This window comes from Archangium lansingense, from assembly GCF_026626635.1.
GTDB lineage: Bacteria > Myxococcota > Myxococcia > Myxococcales > Myxococcaceae > Archangium > Archangium lansingense.
In genome coordinates this window covers 5555337-5571470 of sequence record NZ_JAPNKA010000001.1, presented here as the reverse complement: position 1 = coordinate 5571470, position 16134 = coordinate 5555337, and the positions used below count along the sequence as shown (strand labels likewise).

Annotated in this window: 15 protein-coding genes and 1 pseudogene; 11 read left to right on the top strand and 5 right to left on the bottom strand. The window is 64.8% G+C overall.

Annotation, left to right across the window (positions count from 1 at the left end; all coding sequences use genetic code 11):
- Positions 1-63 precede the first annotated feature (63 nt).
- The 5 genes from OV287_RS22915 to istB all read left to right on the top strand — a co-directional run bounded on the left by OV287_RS22915 (position 64) and on the right by istB (position 4686).
- Entirely contained in the window at positions 64-195 is a 132-nt protein-coding gene (locus OV287_RS22915; RefSeq protein WP_267536159.1) for a hypothetical protein, read from the top strand.
- Between the two features lie 121 nt (positions 196-316).
- Positions 317-1264, top strand: a complete 948-nt coding sequence (locus OV287_RS22910; protein WP_267536158.1) for a hypothetical protein — start codon at positions 317-319, stop codon at positions 1262-1264.
- Positions 1265-2084: 820 nt separating this feature from the next.
- Complete coding sequence (locus OV287_RS22905; protein WP_267535216.1) at positions 2085-2414, top strand: hypothetical protein; 330 nt, start codon at positions 2085-2087, stop codon at positions 2412-2414.
- Positions 2415-2423: 9 nt separating this feature from the next.
- The gene (gene istA / locus OV287_RS22900; RefSeq protein WP_267535575.1) at positions 2424-3938 is read left to right on the top strand and encodes an IS21 family transposase; all 1515 of its coding nucleotides are present in this window, start codon (positions 2424-2426) and stop codon (positions 3936-3938) included.
- A complete protein-coding gene (gene istB / locus OV287_RS22895; protein ID WP_267533277.1) occupies positions 3919-4686 on the top strand; it encodes an IS21-like element helper ATPase IstB in 768 nt (255 codons plus the stop codon). Before istA ends, istB begins: the two co-directional genes overlap by 20 nt.
- Positions 4687-5229: 543 nt before the next feature.
- On the opposite strand, the gene OV287_RS22890 is transcribed toward istB, so the two are convergent.
- A complete protein-coding gene (locus OV287_RS22890) occupies positions 5230-6027 on the bottom strand; it encodes an IS5 family transposase (protein ID WP_267534913.1) in 798 nt (265 codons plus the stop codon).
- 166 nt (positions 6028-6193) lie between these two features.
- Positions 6194-7486: a putative sensor domain DACNV-containing protein gene (locus tag OV287_RS22885; protein ID WP_267536157.1), complete on the bottom strand. Its 1293-nt coding sequence runs from the start codon at positions 7484-7486 to the stop codon at positions 6194-6196.
- Between the two features lie 688 nt (positions 7487-8174).
- Here OV287_RS22885 and OV287_RS22880 point away from each other — a divergent pair.
- From OV287_RS22880 to OV287_RS22870, 3 genes are read left to right on the top strand one after another with little or no spacing between them, the layout of a single operon-like run.
- Positions 8175-9209, top strand: a complete 1035-nt coding sequence (locus OV287_RS22880) for a hypothetical protein (RefSeq protein WP_267536156.1) — start codon at positions 8175-8177, stop codon at positions 9207-9209.
- Positions 9210-9212: 3 nt separating this feature from the next.
- The gene (locus OV287_RS22875) at positions 9213-9845 is read left to right on the top strand and encodes an ankyrin repeat domain-containing protein (RefSeq protein ID WP_267536155.1); all 633 of its coding nucleotides are present in this window, start codon (positions 9213-9215) and stop codon (positions 9843-9845) included.
- Positions 9739-9969: a DUF5953 family protein gene (locus tag OV287_RS22870; RefSeq protein ID WP_308809835.1), complete on the top strand. Its 231-nt coding sequence runs from the start codon at positions 9739-9741 to the stop codon at positions 9967-9969. The genes OV287_RS22875 and OV287_RS22870 overlap by 107 nt, the downstream gene beginning before the upstream one ends.
- Positions 9970-9997: 28 nt before the next feature.
- Here OV287_RS22870 and OV287_RS22865 read toward each other — a convergent pair whose 3' ends face one another.
- Complete coding sequence (locus OV287_RS22865) at positions 9998-10951, bottom strand: DUF2381 family protein (RefSeq protein WP_267536154.1); 954 nt, start codon at positions 10949-10951, stop codon at positions 9998-10000.
- 32 nt (positions 10952-10983) lie between these two features.
- Positions 10984-13029 carry a serine/threonine protein kinase gene (locus OV287_RS22860; protein ID WP_267536153.1) on the bottom strand — a complete coding sequence of 682 codons (2046 nt, stop codon included), beginning with the start codon at positions 13027-13029 and terminating at the stop codon, positions 10984-10986.
- 74 nt (positions 13030-13103) lie between these two features.
- Between OV287_RS22860 and OV287_RS22855 the strand changes: the two genes are divergently transcribed.
- The gene (locus OV287_RS22855) at positions 13104-14294 is read left to right on the top strand and encodes an ISAzo13 family transposase (RefSeq protein WP_267542308.1); all 1191 of its coding nucleotides are present in this window, start codon (positions 13104-13106) and stop codon (positions 14292-14294) included.
- On the opposite strand, the gene OV287_RS22850 is transcribed toward OV287_RS22855, so the two are convergent.
- Positions 14185-14718, bottom strand: a complete 534-nt coding sequence (locus tag OV287_RS22850; RefSeq protein ID WP_267536152.1) for an IS5 family transposase — start codon at positions 14716-14718, stop codon at positions 14185-14187. The genes OV287_RS22855 and OV287_RS22850 overlap by 110 nt on opposite strands.
- Positions 14719-15650: 932 nt before the next feature.
- On the opposite strand from OV287_RS22850, the gene OV287_RS22845 reads away from it, so the two are divergent.
- Both OV287_RS22845 and OV287_RS22840 read left to right on the top strand, forming a co-directional pair.
- Entirely contained in the window at positions 15651-15875 is a 225-nt protein-coding gene (locus OV287_RS22845; protein ID WP_267536151.1) for a helix-turn-helix domain-containing protein, read from the top strand.
- Positions 15872-16123: pseudogene (locus tag OV287_RS22840) on the top strand (tyrosine-type recombinase/integrase); the annotation flags it as partial. The gene OV287_RS22845 and the pseudogene OV287_RS22840, both read left to right, overlap by 4 nt.
- Positions 16124-16134 lie beyond the last annotated feature (11 nt).

The following is a 16134-nucleotide window of genomic DNA, read 5'->3' as shown; positions in this document are numbered from 1 at the left end:
GCAAGAAACTGACCGCCGCAGCCAAGGCGTCCGCCCGACCCGTGACGCGCTGAGTCTCGCCAGTTGCTGAAGCACAAAGTGTCCGGCCTCCAATCTTGCCTGGAGGCCGGGCCCTATTGGATGATTGGGGGCACGAGGAACATCGGGCAGGTGCGCAACAACCGCCCGCGCAACGTCCGGATCGCCGATGACTGACGCTCAATCTGATGCAGGCTCACACAGATTTCTCAGGTTTAAGTCAACGGGACGCGACGCGACGCATGCTCGACAACTGGCTCTTGATCTCGCGAACTTCTACATCAAGCAAAAGTGGTCGATGAAGCGATGGAAAAACCATCCAAAGTTCCAGGTTCATTGGGAGACGAAGGCTGGAGGGTTGGCTCCCGGCGGCGGCCCACTGATGAAGAAAGTAGTGTCGGAGCCCTTCAATCAGAGTGTTATTGAACGCGCGGTCAAAACCAAAGGATCCGCGTTCGCGGAAGCCCTTCATCTCCCCGAACCTCGTACGGAATGGCTCGATGGTTCGGTTCCCATCTTTATGGGGTTCCACTACACCGACGGAACTGGAGACTCCGTTAAGATACAGATTGATGCAGGCTTGGGTGATAAATTCCCGCTAATGCCGGTTCTCGACAGAGAAGGGGTTGCCGAAGTCTCATTTCAGACCAGCCTGCTCCGAAGTATCGCAGAACTCCGAAAGCGGATTGTTGACACAAGTGTCATGGGCGGAAGCGACCAGTGGTCGCTCTTTACGTCTTTTCGCATGTTGATGGCAGAGTCGGTGTCGCTAATTGACAACACGCTCCACCAACTCTACTTCAAAGCTCAGTACGACCCTTTGCCATCCTGGCGATTTAATGTGTCGGCCCTTGGGCCGCGACATGGCGTTCGCGTAATGGACAAATTGAAGTGGGTTTATTCCATAACGGGCGTTCCGCTCGATGCTCGCGACCAAGTGACTGCCTTCACGCACGTAAAGACAGTCATGAATCACTTTGCTCACATGGACCCTCCTTGTATGTGCTTTACAATGGAGGAGGCCGCCGACTGGCTGAACAAGGTGCGAATGGTGGCCGAGCTGAACTGGAGAATACGACAGGCTGTCGGGGGTCCACCTTCACTGTCTTTGATTGAGCTGCTGCTGCAGCCGGAAGTTGAATTTGTTCCAATTTATCCCAACGCCAAGCGGATTCCCCCCCCCACTGTAGGTTATGCGTCCGTTAGCGAGGCGACCCTTATTGCCAAATCGCGAGACCGCACATGAGGTAGATGTCAACACTGAGTCACTTGTGAGCACCTGGGTGCGTGCACCGGACCATGTGGAACACCGATTCCGGGGCAAGTGGAACACTGATTCCGGAGCATGTGGAACACCCATTCCGGCCATGTGGAACACCGATTCCGGGCAAATGGAACGCACCCGGGAAGTAGGCAACGGGATGGGCGACACAGTGGAGCGTTGACGGTGCTGGACGAGCCGCCGCCTCTGACCTCCCCTCCAGATTTGGTCCAAATTTGGTCCGACGAGAACCGATTTGGTCCCCAAAGGCGAGCCGAGCCTCCTCGTTGGGAGCAGGCTCGGCCCAGAGCGGCGGGCAACCTCTACCGGAGGCGGCGGGAATCGAACCCGCGCCGGGCGGTGCGAAAACCCCAGCAGGATCGCGCCCTTACTGTTGATGGTCACCAGGAAGCGCAGGTTCCTGGTCATGGGTCGCCGGGAGTTGCCTGACTTCAAGACCACTCCCTGAGATGGGTGTGGCCGAGAAGTTGAGGGGGGGAGAGTGCGCCGGTGGAATCCACGGTCGCGCGCGTCCTGAAAAGACGGAAGGCCCACCAGTAGCGGCTGGAGGGCCCTCCTTGGAGGCGCGCCCTGGTGTGCGAGAGGGGCGAGCCGGTGAGGAAGAGGTAGCGCACTCCGGGGCGCGGCGCCAGAAGCCGGCGCGCGCAGGAGTGTCGTGGAGGCGCTGCGCTTCGTGGTGTGCGGCCGGCCCGAGTGTCGGCAGGTGTTCTTCCTCTGCTCTGCGTGCGACCGTGGCCAGCGCTACTGCGGGCCGCCGTGCAGTCGAAGGGCGCGGGCGGAGTCAATGCGCGCGGCTGGTGCGCGCTACCAGCGCACCCGGGACGGACGGCACGCACATGCCGCGCGGCAGGCGGCCTGGCGGGAGCGGCGGCGAGAGAAAGTGACGCATCAGTCTCCCGCTGCCGTGGCGCGGACAGCCAGTGTGCCCGTCGCGCCGGCCCCGGCCGCCACGCAGGTGGCCGCGGAGCCGAGCGCAGCGAGGCCACTGCCGCATGCACCGCCGCCCTCCATCCCCGCCTGCACCTCGTGCGGGCGTCAGAGTCCCTTCCTGCGCCACACCACGCTTGCGCGCACCCACGTGGGCCGGCGCTTCAGGGCTGCCCGTCCGCCGTGAGGTGGGCCCATGATTTCCCCCGAACTCGCCGCCCGCATCCGCCGACTGCACTTCGCCGAGCACTGGAAGGTGGGCACCATCTGCTCCGAGCTGAGCGTGCACCACGACACCGTCCGGCGCGCCCTGACGCTCGAGCGCGTCAGCGGCACGGGGGTGAAGTCCGTCAGGCCCACGCTGCTGGATGCCTACAAGGGCTTCATCCAAGCCACCCTGGAGGCCCACCCACGCCTCACCGCCATGCGCCTCTTCCACATGGTGAAGGCGCGCGGCTACGTGGGTGGCCCGCTCCAGGTGCGCCGCTACGTGCGCACGGTGCGTCCCACCTCTCGCGCCGAGGCCTTCCTGCGCCGCAGCACGCTTGCGGGCGAGGAGGCCCAGGTGGATTGGGGACACTTCGGCACGCTGTCCGTGGGCAACACGCGCCGCCCTCTGTGCTGCTTCGTCATGGTGCTGGGCCACAGCCGCGCCCTCTACGCGCGCTTCTTCCTCGACATGACGCTGGAGAGCTTCCTCAGGGGCCACGTGCTGGCCTTCCAGGCGCTGGGGGGCGTGCCGCGCGCGCTGCTGTACGACAACTTGAAGTCCGTGGTGCTCGAGCGCGCCGGCGACGCCATCCGCTTCCACCCGCGCCTGCTGGAATTGGCCGGCCACTACCACTTCGCACCCAAGCCCTGCGCCCCCTACCGCGGCAACGAGAAGGGCAAGGTGGAGCGCACCATCCGCTACCTGCGCGACTCCTTCTTCGCCGCGCGCACCTTTAGCGGCGTGGATGACCTCAACTCTCAAGCGGCGCGGTGGGCGGCCGAGGTGGCCCACGCGCGCCAATTGCCCGGCGACGTCACCGGGCGCACCGTCGCCACGGCCCTCGAGGAGGAACGCCCGCGGCTGCTGCCCCTGCCCGCACACCCGTTTCCCACGGACGTGGTGCGCCCCGTCGCCTCCGGCAAGACGCCCTACGTGCGCTTCGACTCCAACGACTACTCCATTCCACACACCCTGGTGAAGAAGCCCCTCACCCTGGTGGCCTCCGAGACACGCGTACGCGTACTGGACGGCTCCGAGGAGGTGGCCTCCCACCCGCGCTGCTTCGAGAAGGGCCGCACCCTGGAGCAGCCCGGCCACCTCGCCGCCCTCGCCGACGCCAAGGCCCGCGCGCACGAGCTGCGCGGCCGAGACTTGCTGCGCGCCTCCTGCCAGCAGGCGGAGGGCTTCCTCGCGGCCCTCGCCCAGCGCGACCTCTCGCTGTCACACCACACTGCTCAATTGCTGAAGTTACTTACGCTCCACGGCGCACGCGCCCTGGATGAGGCCCTCGCCGAGGCCCTGCGCAAGGGGGCGGTGAGCGCCCCCGCCGTGGCCCACCTCCTGGACCAGCGCGCTCGCCGCCAGCGTCAGCCTCCACCACTCACCGTGGTGCTGCCGGATGACCCGCGCATCGCCGCCTCCCGCACCCGCCCCCACTCCCTCGCCGACTACGACCGCCTCCTCGACAAGGACTCCGCCGATGACGACTCCACTCGCTGACCGCCTGGCCTCCCTCGGACTGCACGCCACCTCCCAGGGCCTCGCGGACCTCATCGCCCGCGCCACGAAGGCCAGATGGGGCGCTACCGAGTTGCTGGAGCACCTGGCCGACGAGGAGCAGAAGGAACGCGGCCGCAGAAGTCTCGAGCGGCGCCTGTCTCGCAGCCGCCTTGGCCGCTTCAAGCCCATGGCGGACTACGACTGGGGATGGCCCAAGAAGATTGACCGCGAGGCCGTCGAGTCCGCCTTGCGCCTGGATTTCCTGGAGCGCGCGCGCAACGTCGTCATTGTCGCCCCTCAGGGACTGGGCAAGACGATGATCGCGCAGAACATCGCCCACCAGGCCGTCCTCAAGGGGCACTCCGCTCTCTTCGTCACCGCCTCCCAGTTGCTGCTCGACCTGGGCGCCCAGGACACCAGCCGCGCACTGGACCGCCGCCTGCGCCACTACACCAGCCGCACCAGCCTGCTCGTCATCGACGAGATGGGCTACCTCGCCTACGACGCGCGCAACGCGGACCTCCTCTTTCAAGTCGTGGCGCGCAGGTATGAACAACGCTCATTGGTGATGACCACGAATCTGGCGTTTTCGGACTGGCCGACCATTTTTCCCAACGCCGCGTGCGCCACCGCGCTGATTGACCGCGTCATCCACCACGCGGACGTCCTCGCTATCGAAGGCGAGAGCTACCGCCGCCGCGAGGCCGAGGAGGCCGCGACGACCAGGAGGGCGAAGTCCAAGCGCTGAGCCTCACCTCGGACCGGGATGCCGGACCCCCGGCACACCTCCAGCGTCCCAGTCCAAATTTCCGCGTTTCCTCGTGAACGCCAACACCTTACCTCGTAACCGCCCGGATTGCTTGGGAGTCGATATCCCGCCGCGTCCCATCCCGTCCCGTCCTGTTGAGGCCCGTTCCGCAGGCTCACGCGACATAGACGCAACATGGCGGGAGCTGCCCACCTCCCGCCGTTAGGCCCTCCAGGGCAGTGTGGCTCACTGCTGCTGGGGCCGTCCTGGACGTGCAGCTCGCTCCCGCTGGCGGAGTCCTGTGCCGGGGCTGCTGCGCGGCTCTATCAGCGACGAGGGCTCAACCGGAACGAGTCAGGGGCGCCAGCCGAGGCGGGAACGGCCCGGATGCTCGGCACTGCTCCAGCTACGGGCAAGCCAACAAAGGTCCAGAGGCACTTCTCTCACTGGAGGACGAGCAGTGCGAGGCCGCCGAGCCGAGAACGCAAGACGTTGTAGCTCATAGCTGGTTCAGATCTCTAAGAGGGTGTTGAACAGGGGCGGTCAGGCAAGCCGGCGTAGCATGAGCTTTATCATGCCCAGGTGGATGAAAGCTTCGGAAGACTCCTCCTTGCGCTCGTAGTCCTTGGACAGACGTCTCTCGCGATTGAGCCAGCCGAAGGTGCGCTCGCCAATCCAGCGCTTGGCCTGCACGACGAAGCCTCTGTCCTTGTCCGAGCGTTTCACCACCTCGAGGTTGATGCCACTCTCCTTGGCCACCTTCTCCACCTGTTCCCCCTGGTAGGCTCCGTCTGCCCACGTCTTCTGGAGCATGGGGTACTCCTGCGCAGCCATGGGGAGCACGGCTTGGACCGCATCCCTGTCCTGCACATCCGCCGTCGATATCCACGCCACCAGCACCAGGCCCAACGTGTCCACAAGCAGGTGGCGCTTGCGCCCCTTTACCTTCTTGCCTGCGTCGTAGCCCTTCGTTTCCGCCTCTTCCGTTGTCTTCACGCTCTGGCTGTCGAGGATGCTCGCGGTGGGTTGTGCCTTTCGGCCGGCCTTCTTGCGCACCTTGACTCTCAGCGCGTCGTGTATCCGTTTGAGGGTTCCGTTCTTCTTCCACAGGTCGAAGTAGTGGTAGACGAGCTGCCAGTCCGGCAGGTCGTGCGGCATGTAGCGCCACTGCGCCCCCGTGTGGGTGATGTAGAGGATGGCGTTCACCACCTCCCGACGCGGATGCAGCACCTCCTGGGGTCCGCACTCGCTGGCCCGGACAAAGGGCTCCACCAACGCCCACTGCTCGTCGTTGAGGTCGGTGGGGTACGGCTTCCTGGCGGGCATGGGAAGGTCGCTCATGCCTCTTGAGGTAAGGACGCCTCCCCGAGGGCACAACTTGCCCGGTCATATCCACGACCCTACCTTTCTGGACGGTAACCAGGAGGTGGTGCGGCAGCGGACGTGGCGGCAGCGGCAGAGCAGGAGTCGTCCACCAGCGTGGTGGTCGGTACGGGTGCGTGCGGCATCAGGCGCATGCACTTCGTGCCCCGACCGCGAACAGTGGGCCATTGTTCGGAGCGATCAGTCCGCCCAGTTCAACAGCCTCTAAGAGCCGGAGATTCCAGAGGAGGATGGTCTCTTTCTCCTCGGAAGGCCGAATCAGGCAGCGAAGTGGCCCGTCATGCGAGACAAGAAAGACCAAGCCCCCGGGATTAGCGAAGGCAAACGACGCGGCGGCCCGATGGCGTGACCCATGTTGATCGATGTCGTAGACATCACCCGGCGTGCCTTGAAGATTTTGTGCGACATGCACCGTGGGCGTGACCGCCTTGGTTGGCACCGCGTAACCAGCGCCGATGACCTTGAGGTCGGGACCCAGGAGCAGGGCATTGTCCAGTGCTGTCAACTGGCCAATGTTCGCGATGAGCGAGTCCAGGGCCTCCTTCGCCGTTCTCGCCTCTTCATCGGCGGCACTTGCTTCTGGCTTGAAGGCCAGATCGAGCGCACGCGTTTTTGCTGTCGTGGCTCGCCGGAGGAGTTCACTGAGCAGCGATTGATGGTGAGAGAGGGGATAGACGGGTTTCTTCGCCGTGGAGGGCTCCTTCGCGAGGATGGCGATGAGCCCGCCATGGCGGGTCGAGACCATGGTGTTGATGAGATCGAAGAGCAGAGACGAGACGTCGGAATTCGGAAACGGGAAGAAGGAGGCCTTGGTCAGAGTCCGGACGAGGTTCTGACAAACCGTTTCAAGCGTCTTCCTGACGAGCCCATCGGTGTGGAGAATCTCCCACAAAGAAAACTTCTGCTTCGGGGAGAGCCGTTTCCCGCGTTCGTAGCGGAAGACCTCCTCACCCGCGCGGTGTAAGACGATGAAGCCGGGTTCTGGCGCGGAGAACACCCATACGTTTCCGCCGTCCGTGGATTTGCTCCGCCGCGCCAGTCCCAGGATATGAAGTTGATCGTTATGCGGGCCCACGATGATGGCTGTTCGCTCCACATCGGCGGCGAGAGTGAGCTTCACCAGGGCATCGGCGGTGAGCAGGATGGGATGGAATGGAATGACCGTCCAGGCAAGGGCCGGTTCCTGTGGACTGTGGAAGTCCGCCTGCTCCCGGGTTCGTTCCAGGCCTTGGACTCCGTCCTCGTGGTAGACGATGCGAGCGAGCGCGGGATGGCCTTCTTCTCTCGCCAGACTGGCGAAGAAGAGGGTGTCGATGAGGTGGCCGAAGTGGCGACCCTCCGGAGGAGGGGGGCCCCTGTACTCCTGCCACCAGTCTAGCAGCGCATCACGCGGGTACTTCAAAGTGGGATCGCTCATGGTCGACCCCCATTTTACGCGGGGTCGGGAAAGATTGCTCGGAACCAGCCCCTGGTTGAACCGCTCAGAGGGCGTTGAGCAGGAGCGAGCAGGCAGGCTACTTCCGTGGGGTCTTCGCAAGCGTCGTGTGCCTGCTCGTCCGCTGGGCAGGCACTGACTCGCGTGGTTGGTCGCACTAGCTCAACACCCTTAGCTGCTACGAGGTTTCAACCGGAGCAATGACAGGGACGCTAGTTGAGGCGCGAGCGGCCTGGATGCCCAGTATCCCCCCGGCTACGGGCAAGCGGTCGCCTGTCCCTGCACTATCCGTGAGAGCGCGCTTGGCTGGCACCGTTACCGCCTTGGATCCCTCCACAGCCCCGAATGCGGCTGACGTGTGCCCTTCCCTCCACCAAGCCCCGAGCCCCAGCAGCCGCGCCGCTGGAGTCTCCTAGCGCGGTCCAGGTGCGCGCCTCACGGTTTCACCGGCCATGGTCGGGGCGTGCAACCTGGCGCCCTAGAGCCTGCACCGCCCCCGAGCATGGGCTGCCTGCTGTGTTCGCGCTCGCCCTGGTCCGAGTTGCGGCTGCGGCACCCTGGCCCCTTTCGTGCCCCCGGCGCGCTCGTCCGTAGTGTCGGGGCGCCCTGTCATACTCCGAGCAGCCCCGCCAGGACCCGCTAGGTCCTAGCCCGAATGGAGGACCTTCCCATGCGTTTCCGAGCCTGCCTTGTACTTCTGCTCTTGGCCTCAGCCTGCGCGAGCGCGCCCGCCCCGCAGTCGATGCCACGGCCCCATGCCTTCGCGTCGACTCCCACCCCGGGCCCGCGCATCCGGCTCGTTTCCTCGCCGATGGAGCCGACACCGGAACGGTCGTGGATTGGAAAGCCGGACCTGGACAAGGCCAGGGCACTGCTGTCTCGGGCACGCCAAGACATCGAGCCGCATCAATGGGAGCAGTTGAACCGCAAACTCACCGCAGCGGAACGGGCCTTCGAGCGCTTCTCGCGCGCCGCGAAAGCGAGCGGGCACGCCGCCGAGGTGGTGAGGGGGGCGGAGGGCGTCGCGCAGGCGGGACGCGCCAGGACGCTGGCTGAATTCCTTCCCCGGGTGGGCCCGTTGCTCATGGGCCTCGTCCTGCTCTACCCCTTCAGCACCGCCGGGCCGGAGATCGACCGTCGTCCGGAGTGGGTCGACGCTCAGCGGGAGTACGAGGCGCGGCTGCTGGACGTAGCGGAGGAGTCACGGCGGCTCATGGAGGAATTTGAGCGTCAGGAAGCAGAGGAGGTCGTGCCGGACTTTGATTCGGCCCCGCTTATGGCCGTCAGGGAACCCAAGACTTGGCGGAACACGGTAAATCCAGCGACGGGTAAGGTCTACACCAGCGTCGAGGAGTATGACCGTGTTCCTCGTTACCCTGATCAAACATGCAAGAACAGTACGCTCGACACGCTCCGTGAGGAGAAGCTAGAACTCTACAAGAAAATCCCTCCTCTCGATCCAAGGCGGCCCAGGTCGTCGAACGATAGATGGGATCCGGTGACACCGTGCTCCAAGATCCGGCTGCGTCTTGCTGCCATGCAGAAAGTTCTTGATAAACGAGAGGAGGTTCGAAAGAAATGCTTTGGTGGAAAATCTGATCCTGGCCACGATGAAGCAATGGGAGGCGTCGAACGAGGCATCATCAAACTGAAGAAACTCGAAGCGACGAATTGCGCCCCGGGCCATCCAATGGCGGATAAGTGAGTCATGTCGAAGGAACTCTTCGCAGCGATCAAACAGCACGATGCAGCTCGGGTCAAAACACTCCTGGCGGGGGGAGCTGATCCGAACGAGCCACAGTCAGACGAGCGGGGGCTGCGTCCTCTACAAGAGGCTATCTTCGCACTTTGCGATGGAGGCGAGGTCGACGTGCTCCAAGTGCTCATCGAGCACGGCGCGGACGTCAACGCTTGGGACGCCAATCGGGACCTGACGCCCTTGTTGACGGCCGTCTGCGAGCAAGAGGTGGAAGCCCTCGAAGTGCTCGTAAGGGCGGGGGCCGACCCCAACGTGCGCAGCGGCGAAGGCGACACGCCACTGCGGATAAGCGCGGAGGTGGGTAGCCTTGCCATGGCTGCTCTGCTCCTGTACGCGGGAGCCGCCCGGACCATCAACGACTGGGGCGGACTGTCCGGGCTCACCGCTCTCGGGCATGCGGCACTTCGACTGGACCTACCCATGATCAAGCTACTGCTCGCCGCAGGCGCTGACCCGAGGGCCCCGGACGAGGACGATCGACCCGCCCACTACCTTCTGCCGCCGCGCGCTGAATCCGATTCCCAGACGTGGGACGCCGCGTTCGAGCTGCTCGGAGGAGCGAAGGACCGCATGCCGTTGTAGAACGGAGGTCGCGCGCCTCGGGCTCACGGGCACGCCGCTCGACCTGGACAACCCCGCGCACTTGGACCCGCTCAAACGGGCCTACGAGCGCTTCCCGGAGATTGGCGGGCGCGCAGCCCCTTGAGACTCGGCACGGCTCCCGGTTGCCGCGCTCAGGGCCCCTTCGCTTTCCCCTCGGGGAAGGTGACGTTCTCAAGGGTGAAGGTGCGCGGCCCCTGTGCTTCCCATAGCTTGAGGGTGCAGGGGCAGCCGAGCTGCGCGCGCGCCCCCTCGATGCCCACCACGACGGCACCGGCACCAGTCGCGGGGATTGGCGCCAGTGGCCAACGGGCAAGCTCCACCTGCTCCCCCGCCGAGTCCACCAGCGCCGCCCCCGCGAGCGTCCAGGGCTCGGCGCCGGGGTTCAAGAGGCGCAGCCGCACAGCCACGCTTGCCGGGTGGGTCTCGCCCGTGAGCGTGTAGCTGTAGCTCCAGGCTTCATCCAGCCCGAGCGCGTTGGCTGGGTGCTCCCTCAGATACGGGCCAATCCGCTTGAACGCCACGACCCCGGCCCCCTCCAGCCACGCGGCCCCCATGAGCCCACCCGGCTCCTCACGCTCGGCCAGAAGCCGCGCTTTGTCCTCCTGGCACTGGCGCGCTTCGGCCTGTGCTTCGTCACGCTCTTTCTTGAGCACGTCGGGCGGGCGCGGCTGCCGGAACACATACACCCGGCGCGTCCCCTTTGCCGCATGGCCCACGAGCCAGAAGCTCGCGCTCGCCGGTGCCGCGCCATCCGCGAAGCGCACCGTCACCTTTACCCGCTCCCCTGGCAGATAATCCCCCTTGGGCATGACGTGGAGGCTCAGCCCCTCTTGCCCAAGTGCCCAATCCGCGAGGCGGCCTCCTGGCTGAAACTCCACCGCCCCCACAGCGACACGGGAATCAAAGACGAAGGTCGTCGTCTCGTCCGCGCTCGCGCACACGTCGGGAGCCACCTCCGGGGAGCCTGCGGCCAAGTCAAAACGCGCCGTCGCTGCGCAGCGGGGGACGGGGAGCGGTTCTGCGGCTTGCGCAGCACCAGCGAGCAGGGCGGCCAGCAAGACGGCACCGGGAGAGGGGGGCAGCACGGAAACTCAACCTCCAAAGGGCAAGGTAATAATCAGGGCTGCCCGACAGGCACTTCGAGAAGAACGCGCGTGGGTGTCTTGGCGTTGCCGGGCGTGCTTCCGGGAGTGAGGCAGACACCCAATCCAGGGGGACAATCAAACAATTTGCCGTGCTCGTCCATGTAGCCCGTGACGATGTCCAGGCCAGCAACCAAACACACGGGGAGAGTCCCCTCGCCCGGAACCTTTGCTTCAGTGAAGGTGCCGAAAAGGCGGTCGTCGCCGAGCTTCCACGCGCCAAGAAGCAAGGTCCCGTCTGGAAAATCCCCCATGCGACCGAATCCAACGCCACCGACCTTTCCCACGAAGAGGGTAGCGGGGCCATCCTTCACCCTGGCAGCCTCTCCGGGCTCGGCCTTGTACCCTTTGACCGTGGCGTAATGGCCGCGGCCATTGACGACGTTGAACCGCTCGTGGGTCTTCCGCCAATCCTGGGGGCAGGAAATCGTGGGGGGCTCGGTGCGCACCTGGGAAGCGGGCGCGGTGCATCCCCCATCGAGCAGCGCACAAACCGCGACGGCTGCGGGCTTCACCAGCAAGCGGAACCCTGCACCTTGCGTCTGCGTTTTCGTCGTTTCGTTCTTGGGCGTCTGAGCGGACGTGCGAAGCATGGCGTTAGCGGTAGACGCGGGAAGGTGAGCCCCAACGGGTGTCGCGTCTCCTCCGGGGAGAGATTCCAGCGCCTTTGCATCGGGCGCCACTTCACGACCGCGCACGCCTGCATCGGTTGCGCTGGTGGCCGGGGACGTAGATGGTAGCGGCAGTTCCGCCCCTGCCTCGCTGGTGCGCCCCGTAGAGCCAGGCCCCCCCAGGTTCGCGCCCACGGACAGGGCAACGACGGCCATCAGCAGCACGGCACCAGCGAGCCCCAGGCGCCACGCGGCGCGACGGGGGTGGGGAGCGGCGGCGGCGGGCTCGAGTTCGCGAGCTGGCGGCACCGAGGCGCTCGGAACGGGCGGCTCGTGCCCCCCAGCGGGCGCGGCCACGCCCGGAGCGTCCACCTTGGGGAACTCGTCCGGGTGTGCGGCTGCTGGTGGGACCCGTGGAGCTGCCATCTCCTCGGGCAGGAAGAACACCCGGTCCCTTTTCGGCAGGGGACGCCCGCGCCGGGGGCGTTGCTTCCTCAGCCTTAGAAAGGCGCGCCGCTGCTCGCTCGCCTCTTGCCGTTCCGGGTCCTCGGCCGTGGTTGTGAGCTGCGGATCGTCCGGGTCCCCGAGCGGCACATCCCAGGTGGCGTCGCTCTCAGCGGTGGATAGGGACTCATTCAAAGCCGCGCACAGCGTCGCCACCACCGGGAAACGCGCCTCCGGTCGCGCAGCAAGCATCCTCATGCACAGCAGCGAGGCTGCCAGCGGCACGCGCGGATTGACAACGTGAGGCGCATCCGGCCTGTGCGTCAAAATGCGCTCGCGCAGTCCATTCAGTCCACCTTCATCCGTGCGCTCGCCAAAGGGCAGCTCATCCGTTAGCAGCCAGTAATAGGCCACGCCCAACGCCCACATCTCGTCGGCGGGCCCGTACTCGTATTGACCCGTGCCGTCTGGGTTGGCGTGCTGGAAGCGTATCTGCTCGGGGGAGCGGTATTCCTCTGTCCCGGGCGGGAGCTGCGAGCCGGTGACGGTCGGGGCACTGGCAAGAGAACCAATTCCGAAATCAATCAAGATCGGCTTCTCGCTCCCTTCCCGAATGAGGATGTTCTCCGGCTTCACGTCCCGGTGAAACACGCCCGCCGCGTGTACCTCCCCGAGCGTCACCGCCACTTCCAGAACGATGCGCGTCGCCTTCCGCGCCGATGGATTCTGGCTGTAGGCAAACGCAAAGAGCGTGTCGCCCGGCACGAATTCCATCACGATATAGGGATGGCCGATAGCCGGGTCGGGCCAGAAGTCCGACCCCACGTAACGGACGACACCGGGATTCTCCAGGTGAATGAGAATGCCTATCTCCCGCTTGGGGGCTGTCGCAAAATAAGTGTAATGAAAGTGATAATGAGCCCACCAGGCAGGCAGCCATGGGGCTGGTCGCTGCGTAAGAGGCATTTCGTGGGCATGTTGTATGCGTGAAAGTAGATCTCGAAGCCTTGCGCGCCAAGTTCAAGGCCCTGGCCCCCATCATGGACGAGAGGGTCAGCCGCCTGTGGGCTGCGGCTGAAGTGGAAAGCCTTGGACGCGGAGGAACCGCAGCGCTCCAGCGGGCAACGGGGATCAGTGGTCGTCGCATCTGGAAGGGCAAGAAAGAGCTGGCGGAGCTTCGGCGGCAACCGCCTTCAAGGGCTTCAACGTCGCGAGTGCGTCGGCCAGGAGGAGGAAGAAGGCGCCTGAGCGCAAAGGACGCGAGGTTGCTGGGTGACCTCCAGGCGCTGCTCGAGCCGGTGACGCGCGGCGAACCGCAATCGCCGCTTCAATGGACGACGAAGAGCGTGAGGCACCTTGCGTCGGAGTTGAGAGAGCGAGGGCATGAGGTGAGTAGCGACACCGTCGCGCGGATGCTGCACGAAGCGGGGTATAGCTTGCAGGCTCCGCGTAAGGAGGAAGAGGGAGGCAGCCATCCAGATAGGAATGCACAGTTTCGTTACATCGCTCGACAAGCGAAGGCCTTTCAGCGGCGCCGACAACCAGTGGTGTCCGTCGACTCGAAGAAGAAGGAGTTGATTGGAAACTTCAAGACCCCGGGTCGGGAGTGGCAGCTCCAAGGCCAAGCGCCCAGAGTCAACGCCTACGATTTTCCGGATATGGCTGAGGGCAAAGCGATTCCCTATGGAGTGTATGACTTGGCCCGTGACGAGGGCTGGGTCAACGTTGGGACGGACCATGACACTCCTGAGTTCGCAGTCCAGTCGCTTCGGCGTTGGTGGCTCACGATGGGCAGGCATGCATATCCTCATGCAAGAGAGCTTCTGGTGGTAGCGGATGCTGGGGGTTCGAACTCGGCACGGTCGCGGGTATGGAAGAAGTGCCTGCAAGAATTTGCAGATGCCACGGGGTTGAAGGTCTCCGTCAGCCATTACCCTCCGGGCACGAGCAAATGGAACAAGATCGAGCATCGACTCTTTGCCCAGATCACGCTCAACTGGCGAGGCCGACCGCTAACGAGCTATCAAGTTGTCATCAATCTCATCGGCAGCACCACGACACGCACGGGACTGTGTGTTCGGGCTGCCCTGGATACGAGGGAGTACCCCCTTGGCGTTCGCGTCAGCGCAGCGGACTTTGGGCAACTGAACATCCGAAAGAAGCGGTTTCACGGGGAATGGAACTACTCGCTCTCTCCGAGACGGCAAGCGAGCGCTCAGCTGGTGAAATAATTACACTTATTTTGCGACAGCCCCTTACCTTCTTGCCTGCGTCGTAGCCCTTCGTTTCCGCCTCTTCCGTTGTCTTCACGCTCTGGCTGTCGAGGATGCTCGCGGTGGGTTGTGCCTTTCGGCCGGCCTTCTTGCGCACCTTGACTCTCAGCGCGTCGTGTATCCGTTTGAGGGTTCCGTTCTTCTTCCACAGGTCGAAGTAGTGGTAGACGAGCTGCCAGTCCGGCAGGTCGTGCGGCATGTAGCGCCACTGCGCCCCCGTGTGGGTGATGTAGAGGATGGCGTTCACCACCTCCCGACGCGGATGCAGCACCTCCTGGGGTCCGCACTCGCTGGCCCGGACAAAGGGCTCCACCAACGCCCACTGCTCGTCGTTGAGGTCGGTGGGGTACGGCTTCCTGGCGGGCATGGGAAGGTCGCTCATGCCTCTTGAGGTAAGGACGCCTCCCCGAGGGCACAACTTGCCCGGTCATATCCACGACCCTACCTTTCTGGACGGTAACCAGGAGGTGGTGCGGCAGCGGACGTGGCGGCAGCGGCAGAGCAGGAGTCGTCCACCAGCGTGGTGGTCGGTACGGGTGCGTGCGGCATCAGGCGCATGCACTTCGTGCCCCGACCGCGAACAGTGGGCCATTGTTCGGAGCGATCAGTCCGCCCAGTTCAACAGCCTCTGAGTGGTGGCGTTGATGGGCCCGGTGGTGGCTCTGAGTGGTGGCGTTGGTGGGCCCGGTGGTGGCCACGCTGTCGCTACCCGTCTCCCTTGCCTGCCCGTCTGGATGCGCGCTGTGCTTTTGGCACGTCCATACGGGCCGGACAGGAGGCCACGTCGACGCGGGCCTCGTGGCGAGCATCCAGGCAGGCTGGACGGCCATTCGCCGCGCCTCGTGGGGTGCGCTGGCTGTGTCGATGCGGGCCGTGCTCCATTCGCTCGCCTGTGCGGCCCTTGGTTGCCCGGCTGCACTCTTGCCGATCACCCCTCGCGCTTTGTTCGTGGCCTGGACACGCGGCTTTGCGCTGTGTCACTGCTGGCCTGGGTAGTTCTTGGGCTGTTGGGCGTGTCGTTCAGGGCGGGCAGGTGATGAACAAGATCAAATCCCTGGAGGGGAATCCCTCCGTGTTTGGCGCATTCGTGCGCCGTTGTTGGCTGACAGGTGAGGACGCCGGGAAAAACGCCGGTAGTCGCTCCATGCGGCGCCTGTGGTCACTCCAGGCCGCGCCTGTGGTCACTTGCCTGGGGGCCAGCGCTGGGGACCGGCGGGAAGCTCACGCGTCCATGCACCAGCGGCGCGGCATTCTCTGGAGTGCGGCCCCTTCTCCAACCCGGAGAGCAACGCCAGTGCAGGACGGGAGCCAGCCATGAGCACGCCCCCCGTTTCTGCGGACGCCGCGCCCGCGTTTCTCACGGTGGAGGAAGCCGCCGAAATACTGCGCGTGAACAGGAAAACTCTCTACGAAGCGATCCGGCTTGAGCAGGTTCCCGGTGTCGCTCGCATCGGGAAAACCCTCCGCATCCGCCGCGCTGCCCTGCTAGAGTGGACAGTCGGTAAGGGCCGTGATTCTGCGCTCGGGAGTCGGAAATGAGCGTCAGATTGCGGAAGTGGCAGAACAAGGCAGGGAAGGTTGAGGAGGCTTGGCAAGTGGACTTCATGTTCCACCACCCGGACGGACGGCGACAGCGAGTCGTGAAGTTCTCGCCTGTGCAGACGCGCCGGGGTGCCGAGCAGTACGAGCGCGAATTGCGCGCCTCCCTCCTCAATGGAACCTTCGGAAAGGAGAACAACAACGGGGAGCGCCCTATGCCGTTGGCGGAGTTTGCCCCGCGCTTCCTTAGGGGCTGTCG

Coding starts and splice junctions, on each gene's coding strand:
- OV287_RS22910 (WP_267536158.1), top strand. CDS start 317: ATGAAGCGATGGAAAAACCATCCAAAGTTCCAGGTTCATTGGGAGACG.
- OV287_RS22905 (WP_267535216.1), top strand. CDS start 2,085: ATGCGCGCGGCTGGTGCGCGCTACCAGCGCACCCGGGACGGACGGCAC.
- istA (WP_267535575.1), top strand. CDS start 2,424: ATGATTTCCCCCGAACTCGCCGCCCGCATCCGCCGACTGCACTTCGCC.
- istB (WP_267533277.1), top strand. CDS start 3,919: ATGACGACTCCACTCGCTGACCGCCTGGCCTCCCTCGGACTGCACGCC.
- OV287_RS22890 (WP_267534913.1), bottom strand. CDS start 6,027: ATGAGCGACCTTCCCATGCCCGCCAGGAAGCCGTACCCCACCGACCTC.
- OV287_RS22885 (WP_267536157.1), bottom strand. CDS start 7,486: ATGAGCGATCCCACTTTGAAGTACCCGCGTGATGCGCTGCTAGACTGG.
- OV287_RS22880 (WP_267536156.1), top strand. CDS start 8,175: ATGCGTTTCCGAGCCTGCCTTGTACTTCTGCTCTTGGCCTCAGCCTGC.
- OV287_RS22875 (WP_267536155.1), top strand. CDS start 9,213: ATGTCGAAGGAACTCTTCGCAGCGATCAAACAGCACGATGCAGCTCGG.
- OV287_RS22860 (WP_267536153.1), bottom strand. CDS start 13,029: ATGCCTCTTACGCAGCGACCAGCCCCATGGCTGCCTGCCTGGTGGGCT.
- OV287_RS22855 (WP_267542308.1), top strand. CDS start 13,104: ATGGACGAGAGGGTCAGCCGCCTGTGGGCTGCGGCTGAAGTGGAAAGC.
- OV287_RS22850 (WP_267536152.1), bottom strand. CDS start 14,718: ATGAGCGACCTTCCCATGCCCGCCAGGAAGCCGTACCCCACCGACCTC.
- OV287_RS22845 (WP_267536151.1), top strand. CDS start 15,651: ATGAGCACGCCCCCCGTTTCTGCGGACGCCGCGCCCGCGTTTCTCACG.